At 70.6% G+C, this 15,523-nt stretch carries 10 protein-coding genes and 1 rRNA gene; 4 read left to right on the forward strand and 7 right to left on the reverse strand.

Annotated features, from left to right (window positions below):
- Positions 1-113 precede the first annotated feature (113 nt).
- The 3 genes from IPK37_02145 to IPK37_02155 all read right to left on the reverse strand — a co-directional run bounded on the left by IPK37_02145 (position 114) and on the right by IPK37_02155 (position 5,001).
- Positions 114-1,639 (reverse strand): 16S ribosomal RNA (locus IPK37_02145).
- A gap of 539 nt (positions 1,640-2,178) precedes the next feature.
- Positions 2,179-3,768 (reverse strand): acyl-CoA carboxylase subunit beta, encoded by a 1,590-nt coding sequence (locus tag IPK37_02150; protein QQS01297.1) that lies wholly within the window; start codon positions 3,766-3,768, stop codon positions 2,179-2,181.
- A gap of 45 nt (positions 3,769-3,813) precedes the next feature.
- On the reverse strand, positions 3,814-5,001 hold the full coding sequence (locus IPK37_02155; protein QQS01298.1) for an acyl-CoA dehydrogenase family protein: 1,188 nt from the start codon (positions 4,999-5,001) through the stop codon (positions 3,814-3,816).
- 100 nt (positions 5,002-5,101) lie between these two features.
- Here IPK37_02155 and IPK37_02160 point away from each other — a divergent pair, with 100 nt between their 5' ends.
- Complete coding sequence (locus IPK37_02160) at positions 5,102-5,572, forward strand: MerR family DNA-binding transcriptional regulator (protein ID QQS01299.1); 471 nt, start codon at positions 5,102-5,104, stop codon at positions 5,570-5,572.
- Positions 5,573-5,606: 34 nt separating this feature from the next.
- Here the strand turns inward: IPK37_02160 and IPK37_02165 are convergent, their stop codons facing one another.
- The gene (locus tag IPK37_02165) at positions 5,607-6,929 is read right to left on the reverse strand and encodes a hypothetical protein (GenBank protein QQS01300.1); all 1,323 of its coding nucleotides are present in this window, start codon (positions 6,927-6,929) and stop codon (positions 5,607-5,609) included.
- Between the two features lie 97 nt (positions 6,930-7,026).
- The gene (locus IPK37_02170; GenBank protein QQS01301.1) at positions 7,027-8,511 is read right to left on the reverse strand and encodes a hypothetical protein; all 1,485 of its coding nucleotides are present in this window, start codon (positions 8,509-8,511) and stop codon (positions 7,027-7,029) included.
- Positions 8,512-8,856: 345 nt separating this feature from the next.
- Between IPK37_02170 and IPK37_02175 the strand changes: the two genes are divergently transcribed.
- Positions 8,857-10,677 carry an ATP-grasp domain-containing protein gene (locus IPK37_02175; protein QQS01302.1) on the forward strand — a complete coding sequence of 607 codons (1,821 nt, stop codon included), beginning with the start codon at positions 8,857-8,859 and terminating at the stop codon, positions 10,675-10,677.
- Positions 10,678-10,771: 94 nt separating this feature from the next.
- Here IPK37_02175 and IPK37_02180 read toward each other — a convergent pair whose 3' ends face one another.
- Positions 10,772-11,062 (reverse strand): antitoxin, encoded by a 291-nt coding sequence (locus IPK37_02180; protein QQS01303.1) that lies wholly within the window; start codon positions 11,060-11,062, stop codon positions 10,772-10,774.
- Positions 11,063-11,239: 177 nt separating this feature from the next.
- Positions 11,240-12,676: an NAD(P)H-quinone dehydrogenase gene (locus IPK37_02185; protein ID QQS01304.1), complete on the reverse strand. Its 1,437-nt coding sequence runs from the start codon at positions 12,674-12,676 to the stop codon at positions 11,240-11,242.
- Positions 12,677-12,762: 86 nt separating this feature from the next.
- On the opposite strand from IPK37_02185, the gene IPK37_02190 reads away from it, so the two are divergent.
- Positions 12,763-13,638: a purine-nucleoside phosphorylase gene (locus tag IPK37_02190; GenBank protein ID QQS01305.1), complete on the forward strand. Its 876-nt coding sequence runs from the start codon at positions 12,763-12,765 to the stop codon at positions 13,636-13,638.
- 67 nt (positions 13,639-13,705) lie between these two features.
- Positions 13,706-15,514 (forward strand): phospho-sugar mutase, encoded by a 1,809-nt coding sequence (locus IPK37_02195; protein QQS01306.1) that lies wholly within the window; start codon positions 13,706-13,708, stop codon positions 15,512-15,514.
- Positions 15,515-15,523 lie beyond the last annotated feature (9 nt).

Genomic DNA, 15,523 nt, shown 5'->3' on the forward strand with positions numbered 1-15,523 from the left:
ACCACAGCAGAGGCACTCACACGCGCACCAGAACCAGGCGCAGCCAACAATATCACCCAGCAACACCAGCCCACGCCCCCAACGGGCGCAGCACCAACGTGTTGACTCCTTAGAAAGGAGGTGATCCAGCCGCACCTTCCGGTACGGCTACCTTGTTACGACTTAGTCCTAATTACCAGTCCCACCTTCGACAGCTCCCCCCCAAACGGGTTAGGCCACCGGCTTCGGGTGTTACCGACTTTCATGACTTGACGGGCGGTGTGTACAAGGCCCGGGAACGTATTCACCGCAGCGTTGCTGATCTGCGATTACTAGCGACTCCGACTTCATGGGGTCGAGTTGCAGACCCCAATCCGAACTGAGACCGGTTTTTTGGGATTCGCTCCACCTCACGGTATCGCCGCCCTTTGTACCGGCCATTGTAGCATGCGTGAAGCCCAAGACATAAGGGGCATGATGATTTGACGTCATCCCCACCTTCCTCCGAGTTGACCCCGGCAGTCTCCTATGAGTCCCCACCCAACGTGCTGGCAACAGTGGACGAGGGTTGCGCTCGTTGCGGGACTTAACCCAACATCTCACGACACGAGCTGACGACAACCATGCACCACCTGTACACCGACCTTAAGGGGAGCACATCTCTGCACTTTTCCGGTGTATGTCAAGCCTTGGTAAGGTTCTTCGCGTTGCATCGAATTAATCCGCATGCTCCGCCGCTTGTGCGGGCCCCCGTCAATTCCTTTGAGTTTTAGCCTTGCGGCCGTACTCCCCAGGCGGGGCACTTAATGCGTTAGCTACGGCGCAGAACCCGTGGAAACGGACCCCACACCTAGTGCCCAACGTTTACGGCATGGACTACCAGGGTATCTAATCCTGTTCGCTCCCCATGCTTTCGCTCCTCAGCGTCAGTAATGGCCCAGTGACCTGCCTTCGCCATTGGTGTTCCTCCTGATATCTGCGCATTTCACCGCTACCCCCGGAATTCCAGTCTCCCCTCCCACACTCTAGCCTGCCCGTACCCACCGCACGCCCAAAGTTAAGCCCTTGGATTTTCACGGCAGACGCGACAAACCGCCTACAAGCTCTTTACGCCCAATAATTCCGGACAACGCTCGCACCCTACGTATTACCGCGGCTGCTGGCACGTAGTTAGCCGGTGCTTCTTCTCCAGGTACCGTCACCCCCGAAAGGCTTCATCACTGGCGAAAAAGGTTTACAACCCGAAGGCCTCCATCCCTCACGCGGCGTCGCTGCATCAGGCTTGCGCCCATTGTGCAATATTCCCCACTGCTGCCTCCCGTAGGAGTCTGGGCCGTATCTCAGTCCCAGTGTGGCCGGTCACCCTCTCAGGCCGGCTACCCGTCGACGCCTTGGTAGGCCATCACCCCACCAACAAGCTGATAGGCCGCGAGCCCATCCCCCACCAAAAAATCTTTCCACCCAAACCCATGCAGGCTGAGTCATATCCTGTATTAGCCCCGTTTCCGAGAGTTATCCAGAAGTGAAGGGCAGGTTACTCACGTGTTACTCACCCGTTCGCCACTAATCCACCCCCGAAAGCTTGCCTTCATCGTTCGACTTGCATGTGTTAAGCACGCCGCCAGCGTTCGTCCTGAGCCAGGATCAAACTCTCCATAAATAAACAAACCCCAACCCAACACCCAAAGGCGCCAAGCCAGGAAAAACCCTGACCCCAAACCAACACACACCCCAAAAAAGGGTGCAAAATTGACTTGAAACCAACAAACAATTGGCATCGATTTTCGGCACGCTGTTGAGTTCTCAAGAATCGGCTGCACACCTTGGGGCGGGCCTTTTCGGCCTTTCCCTTGGCGACTTCTCTAAGTTATCTAGGCTTTCGGTCGAGTGTCAAATCCGCGGTTTGTGGGGAATGACAAGCATTCACCGAAATGCGAACTCGCTACCCGAGCCGGACAGCCCGAGGAACTTTGCCACCGTCGATCAGCGGAGTCAAATCGCTGCTTCCGCGACATGCCGAAGAATGCCGAAATCGGCTTCATCGTCGTGTTGTGGAAGTGGACGCCTTTGCCAAGAGGCCGACGCCGCGATGCCACCCTGATTGGGGCAACCTCCACAGGCTACACCGCGCTCGCATGCGGGTCAACTCGCTGGGGCACAGGCGAATCCCCGCCCCACCGTGGCGCCCCCGTGAACCGCTCAGACCGGCGAAACGCCGTGTCGTCGCTCGCTGAAGGCCCGCTCCCGGCGCCCGGCGTACGTCAATCGCTTGATGAGGTCGTCCCGCAGCCGGTCCGCCTCGATGATGTCGTCGAGCACCAGGTCGGACGCCAGCCGCTCCAGGTCCACGTCCTCCTCGTACTCCTCACGCTTGGCCGCGATGAAGGCCGCACGCTCGGCCGGATCGCCGATCTCGGCGATCTTGTTCGCGTAGACGGCGTTGACGGCCGCCTCCGGGCCCATCACGGCGATGCGCGCGGTCGGCAGGGCGATCGTGGCGTCCGGGCCGAAGCCCGGACCGGCCATGGCGTACAGGCCGGCGCCGTACGCCTTGCGCACCACGACGCACACCTGCGGGACCGTCGCCTCCGAGATCGCACTCACCATCTTGGCGCCGTGCCGGATGATCCCGGCGCGTTCGACGTCCGAGCCGATCATGAAGCCGGGCACGTCGGCGAGGTAGATCAGCGGGATCGAGAAGGCGTCGCAGAGCTGCACGAACCGGGCCGCCTTGTCGGCGCTGTCGACGAACAGCACGCCGCCCTTGACGGCGGAGTTGTTCGCCACGATCCCCACCGAGTGGCCACCGAGCCGACCGAACCCCGTGATGAGCTCGGCCGCGAACAGCGCCTTGATCTCGAAGAAGCTGTGCTCGTCGACCAGGCCGTCGATGACCTCGTGCATGTCGAAGGGCACCGATTCGACCTCCGGCACCGTGGCGCGCGTCAGCGGAACGCTGGGCTCCTCCGGGTGGAACACCGGCGGCTGATCGCGCCAGGTCGAGGGCAGATAGGAGAAGTAGAGCTTCGCCACCTCGATCGCCTCCTCGTCGGTCTCGACGAGGACGTCCCCGCAGCCGGAGACGGTGCAGTGCATCCGCGCGCCGCCCATCTCCTCCAGGCTCACCTTCTCCCCCACGACCATCTCGGCCATGCGGGGGCTGCCGAGGTACATGGAGGCGTTGCCGTCGACCATGATCACCAGGTCGGTGAAGGCGGGGATGTAGGCGCCACCGGCGGCGCTCGGCCCGAAGAGGCAGCAGATCTGCGGCACCCGGCCGGAGAGGGCCACCTCGTTGTGGAAGATGTGCCCCGCCCCGCGGCGGCCCGGGAACAGGTCCACCTGGTCGGTGATGCGCGCCCCCGCCGAATCCACGAACCAGAAGATCGGCAGCTCCTCGCGCAGGGCAGATTCGGTGGCGCGGATGATCTTCTCGACCGTGCGGGCCCCCCACGAGCCCGCCTTCACCGATGGGTCGTTGGCCACGACGATGGCGGGGCGGCCGTCGACGGTGCCGCGGCCGGTCACCACGCCGTCCGCGGGCAAAGAGCCGCCGGCCATCGCGTTGGCGTACCGGCCGTCCTCGACAAAGCCGCCCTCGTCGAAGAGCATCGCGACGCGGTCGCGGACGAACATCTTGCCCTGGGCGTCGAGCTTGGTCTTCGCCTTGGGGGGCAGGCTGGCCGTCGACGCGTACGCCGCATTGAGCCGCGCCCGCACGTCCCCGACCCGGGCGTCACCGCCCTGTTCGGCGGGGGTCGCCGGCGCAAACGCCGCCTCGGAATCCATCACAGCCTCCTCGCTTGCCGTCGTCCGTCGGGGCCGAGCGCCGGCTCAGCTCGGGAGCCCGAGGCCCCGGGCAATGAGCATCCGCTGCACCTCGGAGGTGCCCTCGCCGATCTCCAGGATCTTGGCGTCGCGGAAGAAGCGGGCGACGGGGTATTCCTCCATGAAGCCGTTGCCGCCGAACACCTGCGTCGCGATCCGGGTCGCGGTGACCGCGGCCTCGCTGGTGTAGAGCTTGGCGATCGAGGCCGCGTGCTTGAACTGCGCCACGGAGACCTTGCCGAGGTGCATCTGGTCCTTCATGGCGGCGGCCTTGTAGGTGAGCAGGCGGCTCGCCTCGGCCATCACCTGCAGGTCGGCGATCTGGAAGCTGACGCCCTGGTAGGTCGCGATGGGCTTACCGAACGAGAGCCGCGTCTTGCTGTATTCGACGCACTCCTCCAGCATCCGCACCACACAGCCGGCGGCCAGCGCCGCGATGGCGACCCGGCCGTCGTCGAGCGTGGCGAGGAATTGGGCATAGCCCTTGCCCCGCTGGCCGAGCAGGTTCTCCTCGGGGACCGTGCAGTTGTCGAAGGTCAGCCCGTGGGTGTCGCTGATCCACCAGCCCAGCTTGTCGTAGGGCGGCTCGACGGTGAAGCCGGGCGTGCCGGACGGGATCATGATCGCGCTGATCTCCGGGCTGCCGTCGTCCCGCGTGCCGGTGCGGCAGGTCGCGGTGACCACGGAGGTGATCGGGGTGCCGGAGTTCGTGATGAAGGCCTTGGCGCCCTTGACCGTCCACTGCCCGTTCTCCAGCGTGGCCTTCGTGCGGGTCCCGCCCGCGTCCGAGCCGGCCTCCGGCTCGGTGAGGCCGAACCCGGCAAGCGTGCGGCCGGCGGCCAGGTCGGGCAGGAAGCGCTGCTTCTGGGCGTCCGTGCCGTAGTTCATGATCGGGTTGATGCCCAGGCCGACGCCCGCCTCGAGGGTGATGCCGATCGACTGGTCGACGCGGCCGAGTTCCTCGATGGCCAGGCAGAGGTAGGTGAACGGACCCTCCTCGTGGGGCATGCCCGAGCCGCCGTACTCCTCGGGCACGACCAGCCCGAACAACCCGAGCTCGCCCATCTTGGGGATCAGGTCCGCGGGGAAGTAGTGGTCCTTGGTCCACTGCGCCACGTGGGGGGCGACCTCGCCGGCGGCGAAATCGCGGACGTGCTGACGGAACTCCTCGTGATCGGCGGAGAGCTCGAACATCCTCACTACCCTTCTGTTCGGGTCGCCTCGCGGTGGCCGGTACGCCGGGCGCTGGCTCGACATCTTGACGTTGACGTAAACGTAAAGGACCATCTCGATCATGACAAGTCGCCCGAGCCAGGATCGTCCACCGGGGCGGGAACCGGGTCCAGCGGTAGCCGACAGTGGCCAGACGGTCACTTCCGACGCTAGTCGCGCGACGACGTGGACGATCGCCGAGATGGCCGACGAGTTCGGGGTGACGCACCGCACCATCCGGCATTACGAGGACCTGGGGCTCATCGCTCCGGAACGGCGCGGTACGGCGCGGGTCTATCACCGCCGCGACCACATCCGCCTCTCCCTCGTCATCAGGGGCAAGCGACTCGGGTTCCCGCTGGAGGAGATTCGGCGGATCGTCGACATGTACGACGACCACCCCGGCGAGGCCGGCCAGTTGCGCTACCTGCTCTCCCAGATCGGGGATCGCCGGGCCGACCTGGAACAACGCCGGTCCGACCTGGACCTGCTGCTGCATGAGCTGGACGAGCTCCAGCGCCGCTGCGAGGAGGAGCTCGCCGAGCTCGCCTGAGGTCGGCGCCGGGGCCGGGCGGCGCCGGAGCCGGTCAACGCCGGGCGACGCCGGAGCCAGAGCCGGAACCGCCGCGGTCGCTGCGCTCGCGGCTGGTCTCCGCGCGCGAGGAGCGGGAGGTCAACATCACGGGCTCCACGGATGGGCGGGCCGCCATCCCCGGGTCCCGGGGAGCGACGCCGGCGTACGCCCCGACGGCGGCCGCCGCGGCCGTGCCGCCGAGCACGGTCGTCACCGCATCGAACTGCGAACGGGTGGCCTCGACCAGGACCGCGGCGCTGGACTGCGCCGCCGACTGCAGGGTCAGCTGCCGCAGGACGTTGGTGGCGGCGCTCTGTTGGGCGGCCGGCGCGTCGCCATCGCCCGGCAGCCGAACCTCGTCGAGCCCCAGCGCCCCGATGGTCCGCAGCAGGCTCTGCTCGGCGGCGTCGACGGCAGCGCCAACGCGAGACAGCAGGTCCGCGGCGGTGTCGAGCCGGTCCATCAGGTCGCGCGCCTCGCCGGCGGTGCCGATCGGCGCCCGACCCGCGAACGCGCCCGTGTGCTGCGTGGCGTGACCGGCGGGCGTCGCGCGAGTCGCCAGGTCGGCGGCGGCGGCAACGTCGACGGTGCTCGGCTCGGTGCCGACCAGGGCGGCCCTGGCGGCGAAGACGCCGGGGGTGCGTTGCTCGTACCCGCCCAACGGCGCCGCGTCGGGGCGGGCGGTGGGCGGTACGGCAGTGGTGCTGGGGGTGGAGACCGGGGCCACGCCGGGCGACCCCTGGGGCGAGGCCGGCCCCTCGGGCGCGACGGCAGCCGCCCTGGGCTGCCCGGCCGAACCCGCCTGGCCTGCCGGACCCGGCCGACTGGGCGGCGTGACGGCCGGCACGACCGGGGCGACCGCCGCCGCCTGCGTCGGCGCGCCCTCGGGGAGCGCCCACGTCGACGCGGTGCCGCCGAGCATCTTCAAGGTGTGGTATCTGGCCTGCTCGGCGATGCCCTCAAGCTCCTGGACGGATCGGTCGACGTACTTCTGCAGCGCCTCGCGCTGCGGCGCATCGAAGGTGCCGTCCGCCGCCTGCGCGGCGACCACCCGCATCCAGCGCAGCACCTCGCCGGAGCGACCCAGGTCAGCCGCCGCGACCTGCAGATAGCCCAGGCCGTCCTGGGCCGTCATCTGGCCCTGGCGCGAGGACAGCACCTGGGCGCGCAGCGACTCGGCCGCCCCCACCGTGGGAACGCCCTGGTCGTCCTGCTGGGTCGTGGTCTTCGCCCCCGGCGTCAGCCGGGACACCGACAGGTGCATCGCCGCGATCTGGGCGGCCCAGGCCTCCAGGTCGATGCGCCGGGACAGGTCGCCCTCGGTGCCGATCCTCATGGCTGACTCCCCTCGCCGTACGCCCGTGCGGGACGGCACCGGTCGCCTGGGGGGACGGCGAACGGGGCCCTACCCACCTCATCGGCCGCGACGGGGCCTATCTGAACCCTCCCGCCCCCCAAGCCTGACCCAGGGGTGCCGCGGCCGAGCCGGCGGCGGGGGCGGCGTGCGCCGCCCCACGGGGCGGGGCCGACGCACCGGCATATCCGCCGGCGGCACCACCCGTGCCGGCCGAGCCCGCCGGGCCCGTCGTACCGGAACCGGACGGCGCTGCCGGCGGCGCGGCGTCCAGGGTCCCCAGCAGCGTGTTCACCGCGGCGAACTGGGCCAGGATCGCCTGGCTCACGGCCTGCGCGCTCGCCTCCGCCGCCGTCTGGAGCCGGGCGAGGCGGTTCACCTCGGCCGGCACGTCGGCGTCCCGGATCCGGCCCTCCGCCGCCGAGAGGTTGATCTCCTGGACCGCGAGGGCGGCGATCGCATGGGTCAGCGATCCCTCCGCCGCCCCGATTACGGCCCGGCGATCCTGCAGGAGCTCGATCGCGGCGTCGATGCGGCCGATGGCCGCCCCCGCATCCGCCGCGGTGGCGACGCTCACCGCCGTCCCCGGTGTGGTCACCGTCTCGGCGACCTGCGTGGTGGTGGTGGCCCCGGGCATGACCGTGGTCGTGGTGGCACCCGGGATGACGGTCGTCGTGGTGCTGACCGAGGAGGTCAGCGTGAACTCGCCGTGCTTCAGGCCGCCGGTCTTGATGTAGAGGGTGTTGTCGAAGACCGCCGTGGCCCCGCTGGCAAACGTGACGGTGCGCGTGCCGTCGTTGTACGTGCCGATCACCGGGCCTGCGGCGGTGGCGCCGGCATACAGGGAGCCCGACGACACGAAGTACGTGCCGTCGGTCAGATCACCCGTGTGCCCGGTCAGTGCGGTGGCGCGGCCGGTGAAGCCGCTGGCGGCGTACGTCGTGGTCGTGGTCGTGCTGACCTGGTCCGGGGCCGTGGTGGTCACGGTCTGGCCCGGCGCCGTGGTGGCGACCGTGCGGTAGGTCGTCGTGGTCACGGCCGCGGAGCCGAGCCCGAGGCCCTCGGCAGCGCACGAGCCGCCCAGATCGATCGCGAGGCTGTCCCCGGCGGTGGAGCCGACCTGCAGGGTCAGCCCGCTGCGGGAGCCGTCGAGGAGGTGGATGGTGTGGTACGCCGTGGTCCGGGCGATCTCGTCGATCCCGCGCAGCGAGGCGTCGAGGAGCACCTGCAGGGCGGCCCGCTGGGCATCGCTCCAGGTGCCGTTCGCGGCCTGCCCGGCGATGACCCGCATGCGCTGCAGCAGCCCGGCCGTCTCGGCAAGCGCGCCGTCGGCGACCCGCAACAGGCTGATGCCGTCCTGGGCGTTGTGCTGCGCCTGGCGGGCGCCGAGCACGTGACTGCGCATCCTCTCGGCGATGGCCAGGCCCGCGGCGTCGTCGACCGCGGCGTTGATCCGCAGCCCGGAGGCGAGCCGGGCCGCCGACGTCTGCATGTCGTGAACCTGCGCGTGCCAGTGTTCCAGCGCGATCCGGCGCGACAGGTCGCCGTCGGTCCCGATTCTCATGCGCCACTCCTTGACGACTGCCGCGCCAGCCCTGGCGCGGGGACATCCGTGTCCATCGGATTGATCGTCGTGGCGGGGCTCGGCGTGAGGATTCTCGCGGGAGAAGTTGGACGTCCGATTGAGAGCCGAACAGTGGTGGCGCCCGGCAGCCCGGGAAGTTGGCGTCAGCCCGCGCGGCCGCTGCCGAGGAGCGGGAAGGGCTCCGTTGAGAAGACCACCTCGACGGGCACCGCGAAGTAGACCGCGATGCGCAGGGCGACGACCAAGTGGCGTGGGGCAGGTCACGGGCAGATGGCCCGGCCGCGAACGGCCATTCGCCCCGGACGGGCTACTAGGCTCCGGGCCATGGCCATCTCCAAAGTCTTGATCGCGAACCGCGGCGAGATCGCCGTCCGCATCGCCCGTGCTTGCAAGGACTCCGGCATCGCTTCGGTCGCGGTCTACGCCGACCCCGACCGTGACGCGCTGCATGTGAAGGTGGCCGACGAGGCATACGGACTGGGCGGCTCCACGCCCGGCGAAAGCTATCTCGTGCAGGAAAAGCTCCTCGACGTCGCCAAGCAGTCCGGGGCGGACGCCGTGCACCCCGGCTACGGCTTCCTCGCCGAGAACGCCAGCTTCGCCCAGGCGGTGCTCGACGCCGGACTCATCTGGATCGGGCCGTCGCCCGAGGCGATCGACGCCCTCGGTGACAAGGTCAAGGCGCGGCACATCGCCACGCGCGCCAACGCGCCCCTCGTGCCCGGCACGAAGGACCCCGCCAAGGACGCCGACGAGATCGTCGCGTTCGCCAAGGAATACGGCGTGCCCGTCGCGATCAAGGCGGCGTACGGCGGCGGCGGTCGCGGCCTGAAGGTCGCGCGCACCATCGAAGAGATCCCCCAGCTGTTCGAGTCCGCGACCCGCGAGGCCGTCACGGCGTTCGGCCGCGGCGAGTGCTTCGTGGAGCGCTTCCTCGACAAGCCGCGGCACGTCGAAACCCAGTGCCTGGCCGACCAGCACGGCAACGTCGTCGTCGTGTCCACCCGCGACTGCTCGCTGCAGCGCCGCCACCAGAAGCTGGTCGAAGAGGCGCCGGCGCCGTTCCTCACCGACGAGCAGAACGCGGAGCTGATCCGGGCGAGCAAGGCGATCCTCAAGGAGGCGAGCTACGTCGGGGCGGGCACCTGCGAATACCTGGTAAGCCAGGACGGCCTCATCAGCTTCCTCGAGGTCAACACCCGCCTGCAGGTCGAGCACCCGGTCACCGAGGAGGTCACGGGGATCGACCTGGTCCGCGAGCAGTTCCGGATCGCCAACGGCGAGGAGCTCGGCTACGACGAGACCGACCTGGCCCCGCTGATCGCCCGCAAGCACTCGTTCGAGTTCCGCATCAACGGCGAAGACCCGGGCCGCAACTTCCTGCCCGCGCCGGGCACCGTGCTGACGTTCCGGCCGCCGTCGGGCCCCGGCGTCCGGTTGGACTCCGGCATCGAACAGGGCGACATCATCTCCGGGCAGTTCGACTCGATGCTCGCCAAGTTGATCGTCACGGGCGCCGACCGGCAGCAGGCGCTGGAGCGGTCGCGCCGCGCGCTGGCCGAGTTCGAGGTCGAGGGCATGCCCACGGCCCTGACGTTCCACCGCGTCGTCGTCGACGACCCCGCGTTCGCGCCCGCGGGCGCCGACGAGCCGTTCTCCGTGTACACGACGTGGATGGAGACGGACTTCGACAACCAGATCGAGCCGTACGGCGGTCCGTCGGCCGACGCCGCCGAGCCCGAGCCCGAGCGGCAGAAGGTCATCGTCGAGGTCGGCGGCAAGCGCGTCGAGGTCAGCCTGCCTGGCGACATGTCGTTCGGTGGAGGCGGCGGCGGTGGCACCATCGGCGCCGGGCGTCGCAAGGCCCCGCGCCGTGGCGGCGCCGGCGCCAAGGGCGGCGCGAAGGCCAGCGGCGACAGCCTCACCGCCCCGATGCAGGGCACGATCGTCAAGCTCAACGTGGCCGACGGAGACAGCGTCAACGAGGGCGACCTGGTCCTCGTGCTGGAGGCCATGAAGATGGAGCAGCCCATCAATGCGCACAAGTCCGGCACGATCTCCGGCCTGAAGGCCGCGGTCGGCGAGACCGTGACCAGCGGGTCCGTGCTGTGCGATATCAAGGGCGAGGCTGCCGCCGAGGAGTGAGTTCGGGCGCATCCCCTGTGCCGCCGAGGCCCCGACCGGTGATCCCGGTCGGGGCCTCGCGTCATGAGCGGTCGGCGTGACGTTCGGCGCCCGGTCAGATCTTGTCGGGGCGCTCGATCGGAGCCGGCGCGTCGATGGGGTCGGCCCGGACGGCGTCGGGCCGCTTCCAGGTGGAGCCGGCCTCCTCCGCGAACGCCCTCTTGGCCTCGCCGGGCACGCCCAGCGCGTTCTCCGCGGCGGCGGCCCCCTTGGCGACCTGATCGGCGTACTTGCCGCCCGTCTTGCGGTTGACGACCTCTTCGACCTTGTCCACCCCCGAGCGCACCTTGTCGGGATTGCTGCGCGCGAGGTCCTTCGCCTTGGCGATCAGTCCCTTAACGTCCATCGGGTGCCTCCTGGTTCGTGAGCGTGGGCGTGAGTCGAGCCCATCATCCGGCAACCCCCACTGCCCAACCCGTCCGCCCCCACCCCATCCGCCCCGCCCTGCCGGCTCCGAACGGAGCCTTCGGGGTGCGCCGGGGCGCCGGCGCTCCGATCGGAGCGGCAGGTCGGCCTTGCTGCGTTACGCGGAGTCGTCCGCCGGGCCGCCGTACAGCCGCCGGGCCGCCTCGGCGACGGAACCCGACAGCGAGGGGTACACCGTGATCGTCGAGGCGACCTGATCGGACGTAAGCCGCTGCCCCACCGCGAGCGCGATCGGGAAGATCAGCTCGCTGGCGCGCGGCGCCACGACCACGCCACCGACGAGCTGGTTGCTGCCCCGGCGCGCGAAGAGCTTGACGAAGCCCTGCTCGATGCCGTCCATCTTCGCCCGGGCGTTCGTCTCCAGCGGCATCAACACCATCCGGATGTCCCCGGCCGCCTCGGCCTCCTGCTGCGTCATCCCGACCGTGGCGATCTCGGGGTCGGTGAAGATGTTCGACGCGACGCCCTTGATGTTCAGGGGCGCAACGGCGTCGCCGAGCGCGTGCGCGACCGCGATCCGGCCCTGCATCGCGGCCACCGAGGCCAGCGGCAGGACGCCGGTGCAGTCGCCGGCCGCGTAGATCCCGCGGACGGAGGTGCGCGACACGCGGTCGACCGCGATGTGGCCGCGCTCGGTGAGCGCGACCCCCGCCTCGGCCAGGCCCAGCCCCTCCGTCCGGGGCACCGACCCCACGGCGAGCAGGGCGTGGCTCCCCGTGATCTCCCGGCCGTCCTCCAGCGCGACGATGACCCGGTCGCCCTCTCGGCGTACAGCCGTCATCCGCGACCGACCCAGCACTTCCATGCCGCGCTCGCGGAACACGTCCTCGATGACCGTGGCGGCGTCGCCGTCCTCGCCCGGCAGGACCCGATCCCGCGACGACACCAGCGTCACGCGCGCGCCGATCCCCAGGTAGGCCTGCGCCAGCTCCGCGCCCGTCACACCCGACCCGACGACGACGAGGTGTTCGGGTAGCTCGGTGAGGGCCCACACCTGCTGCCAGGTAAGGATGCGTTCGCCGTCGGGGACGGCGGTGTCCATGACCCGCGGCGCGGCGCCGGTCGCGAGGAGGATCATGTCGGCGTCGAGGTCGTACGCCGGGCCGACCGCAGGCTCCACCCGCACGGTCGCCGGGCCGGTCAGCCGGGCCCGCCCGGCGACCACGGTGACCCCCCGCGCCGTCAGGCCGGCACCGATATCCTCGCTCTGCTTCCCGGCCAGCGCCACGATGCGGGTGTTGACCGCGGCCAGGTCGGCGTCGAGGACCGCGGCGTTGTCCGCGCGCGCCGGGCCGGCCGGGGCCGGGGCCGACGTCCGCAGCCCCATCGACACGGCCTGGCCGACGCGCCCGACGTAGGCGGCCGTCGAGATCAGCGCCTTGCTGGGCACGCAGTCGGTGAGCACACACGCGCCGCCGACGCCGTCCACGTCGACCACGGTGACCTGCGCGCCGAGGGCGGCGGCGACCAGGGCCGCCTCGTACCCGCCGGGGCCGCCACCGATGATCACCACGGACTGCGCTCGCTCGTTCACCGGACCATCCTGGCACCTCGCGGGGGTGACGGCCGAGCCCGAGCGGCGTACCCGGCCGGCGCACTTCAGGAACTAGGCTGCCGCACATGGCTGTTGAACGGCGGCTGGACGACGGCAACCCGGCCGCGATGGCCGCGCTGGCGGCGGCGGCGATCGCGGAGGGCACCGGTTGCCCGCGCCACGACGTGGCTCTGGTGCTGGGGTCGGGGTGGGGCGGGGCCGCCGACCTGATCGGCGAGACCGTCGCCACCCTTGACAACGCGGCGATCCCCGGCTTCCCGGCGGCGACCGTCGCCGGGCACGCCGCGACGGTCCGGTCGGTGCTGCTGCGTGGCCCCGAGGGCCCCGACCGCCCCGACCGCCCCCACGGCACCGACGCCCCCGACCCGGGGCGACGCGCCCTGGTGTTCGGGACCCGCCGGCACTATTACGACGGCCGGGACGTGCGCGCCGTCGCCCATCCGATCCGTACGGCGGCCGCGGCGGGCTGCCGCACCCTGGTCCTGACCAACGGCTGTGGCGGGTTGCGGCCCGAGTGGGCCCCGGGCACGGCGGTCCTCATCAGCGACCACATCAACCTCACCGGCACGTCGCCGCTGGAGGGCGCGACCTTCGTCGACCTCACCGACGCCTACTCCCCGCGGCTGCGCGCCCTCGCCCGCGAGATCGACCCCACGCTCCCCGAGGGGGTCTATGTGCAGTTCCCGGGGCCGCACTACGAGACCCCGGCCGAGGTGCGGATGGCGGGCATCCTCGGCGGCGACCTCGTCGGGATGTCGACCTCCCTGGAGACGATCGCCGCCCGCGAGGCCGGCCTCGAGGTGCTCGGCATCTCGCTGGTCACCAATCCCGCCGCGGGCATCGCGGCCGGGCCGCTGTCGCACGACGAGGTCCTCCAGGCCGGGCGCGCCGCCGCGGCCCGCTGCGGCCGGCTGCTCGCCGACATCGTGGCGCGGCTCTGAACCGGGGCGGGCACGCACCGCCGCCGATCCGACCAGCCGCTATCCCCCGCTAACCACCAGGAGCGACATGACCGAGGGACTGCTCACCCGCCGAGCCCGCCGCGAGGCACAGGGGGGCGGGGCCGAGAACCGCGCCGGGGCCGGGAGTCCTGACGGGGTCGACGACCTGTTCGCCTACGCGCGCGAGTGGGCGGCCGACGATCCCGACATCGCCACCCGGCACGAGCTGGAGGAGGTCCTCAACGCCGCCGAGAACGGCGACGCGGCGGCGCTCGGCGACCTGCGCGACCGCTGCGCCGGGCTGCTGGAATTCGGTACGGCGGGGCTGCGCGGCGCCCTCGGCGCCGGCCCGAACCGGATGAACCGCGCCGTCGTGATCCGGGCTGCGGCGGGCCTCATGGCCTACCTGCGCGAGCACGACACCGACGGACCCGAGGTGGCGTCCCGCCCGAGCGGGGGCCCGCGGGTGGTCATCGGGTTCGACGCCCGGCTCGGGTCGGCCCAATTCGCGGCGGACACCGCGGCCGTCGTCGTCGGGACGGGCGGGACCGCGCTCTTCCTGCCGCGTCCGCTGCCGACTCCGGTGCTGGCGTTCGCCATTCGGCATCTGGGCTGCGCCGCGGGCGTGATGGTCACGGCGAGCCACAACCCGCCGCAGGACAACGGCTACAAGGTCTACCTCGGCGACGGCAGCCAGATCGTCCCGCCGGCGGACGTCGAGATTCGGCGGCACATCGAGGCGCTCCGCCGGGTCGACGACGTACCGATGGCGCAGGACGGGTGGCAGGTGCTCGGGGAGGAGGTGCTCACGGCGTACGTCGAGGCGGTCGCCGCGCTCGTTCCCGCGAACGCGCCCCGCGGCGTGTCCGTCGTCCAGACCTCGATGCACGGCGTCGGCGGCGAAACCGTGCGGAGGGTGTTCGAGACCGCGGGTTTCGCCGTGCCCACGGTGGTGCCCGAGCAGCACGATCCCGACCCGGCGTTCCAAACCGTGCCCTTCCCCAATCCGGAGGAACCTGGCGCGATCGACCTGGCCTTGGCTCTGGCCAGGACAGAACGGCCCGACGTGGTCATTGCGAACGACCCGGACGCCGACCGGTGCGCGGTGGCGATCCCCGACCCCCTCGCCGCCGGTCCGCAGGATCCCGACGGCTGGCGCATGCTGCGCGGGGACGAGCTCGGTGCGGTGCTGGCGTGGGACGTGGTCTCGCGCGGCGTGGCCCCCAGCGACGTGCTCGCGCGCTCGATCGTCTCCAGCCGCCTCGTCGACGCCATCGCGGCGGCCGCCGGGTGCCGGCACACCCAGACCCTCACCGGGTTCAAGTGGATCGCCCGTGCGGAGGGGCTGCGGTACGGGTACGAGGAGGCCATCGGCTACTGCGTCGCCCCCGAGGTCGTTCGGGACAAGGACGGGATCTCGGCCGCGCTACTGGTCGCGGCGCTGGTGGCGCGGCTGAAGACCGAGGGCCGCACGGTCCGGGACGTCCTGGACGACCTGGCGCTCGCGCACGGCGTCTACGCCACCGATGCCTTCTCGGTCCGCGTCGCCGACCTCGCGCTGATCGGCCAGATCATGGCGCGACTGCGCGACACCGCGGGCGAGGTGACCGAGATCGCCGGCGTCCCCGTCGCGGCGCTGGACGACCTCGACCGGCCCACGGACGGGTTGCCGCCGACCGACGGGATCCGCTACGTCTTGGCCGACGACTCACGCGTCATCGTGCGGCCGAGTGGGACGGAGCCGAAGCTGAAGGTGTACCTCGAGGCCATCGCCCCCTCCCCGGCCGACCCGGCGAGACTCGCCGCGGCGCGCGCGGAGGCGGATCGGCGCCTGGCGGCGCTGCGGGCGGCCTTCGAGGAGATGACCCGGGTGTAGCCGGGGGCG

It is taken from the genome of Austwickia sp. (assembly GCA_016699675.1).
GTDB lineage: Bacteria > Actinomycetota > Actinomycetes > Actinomycetales > Dermatophilaceae > Austwickia.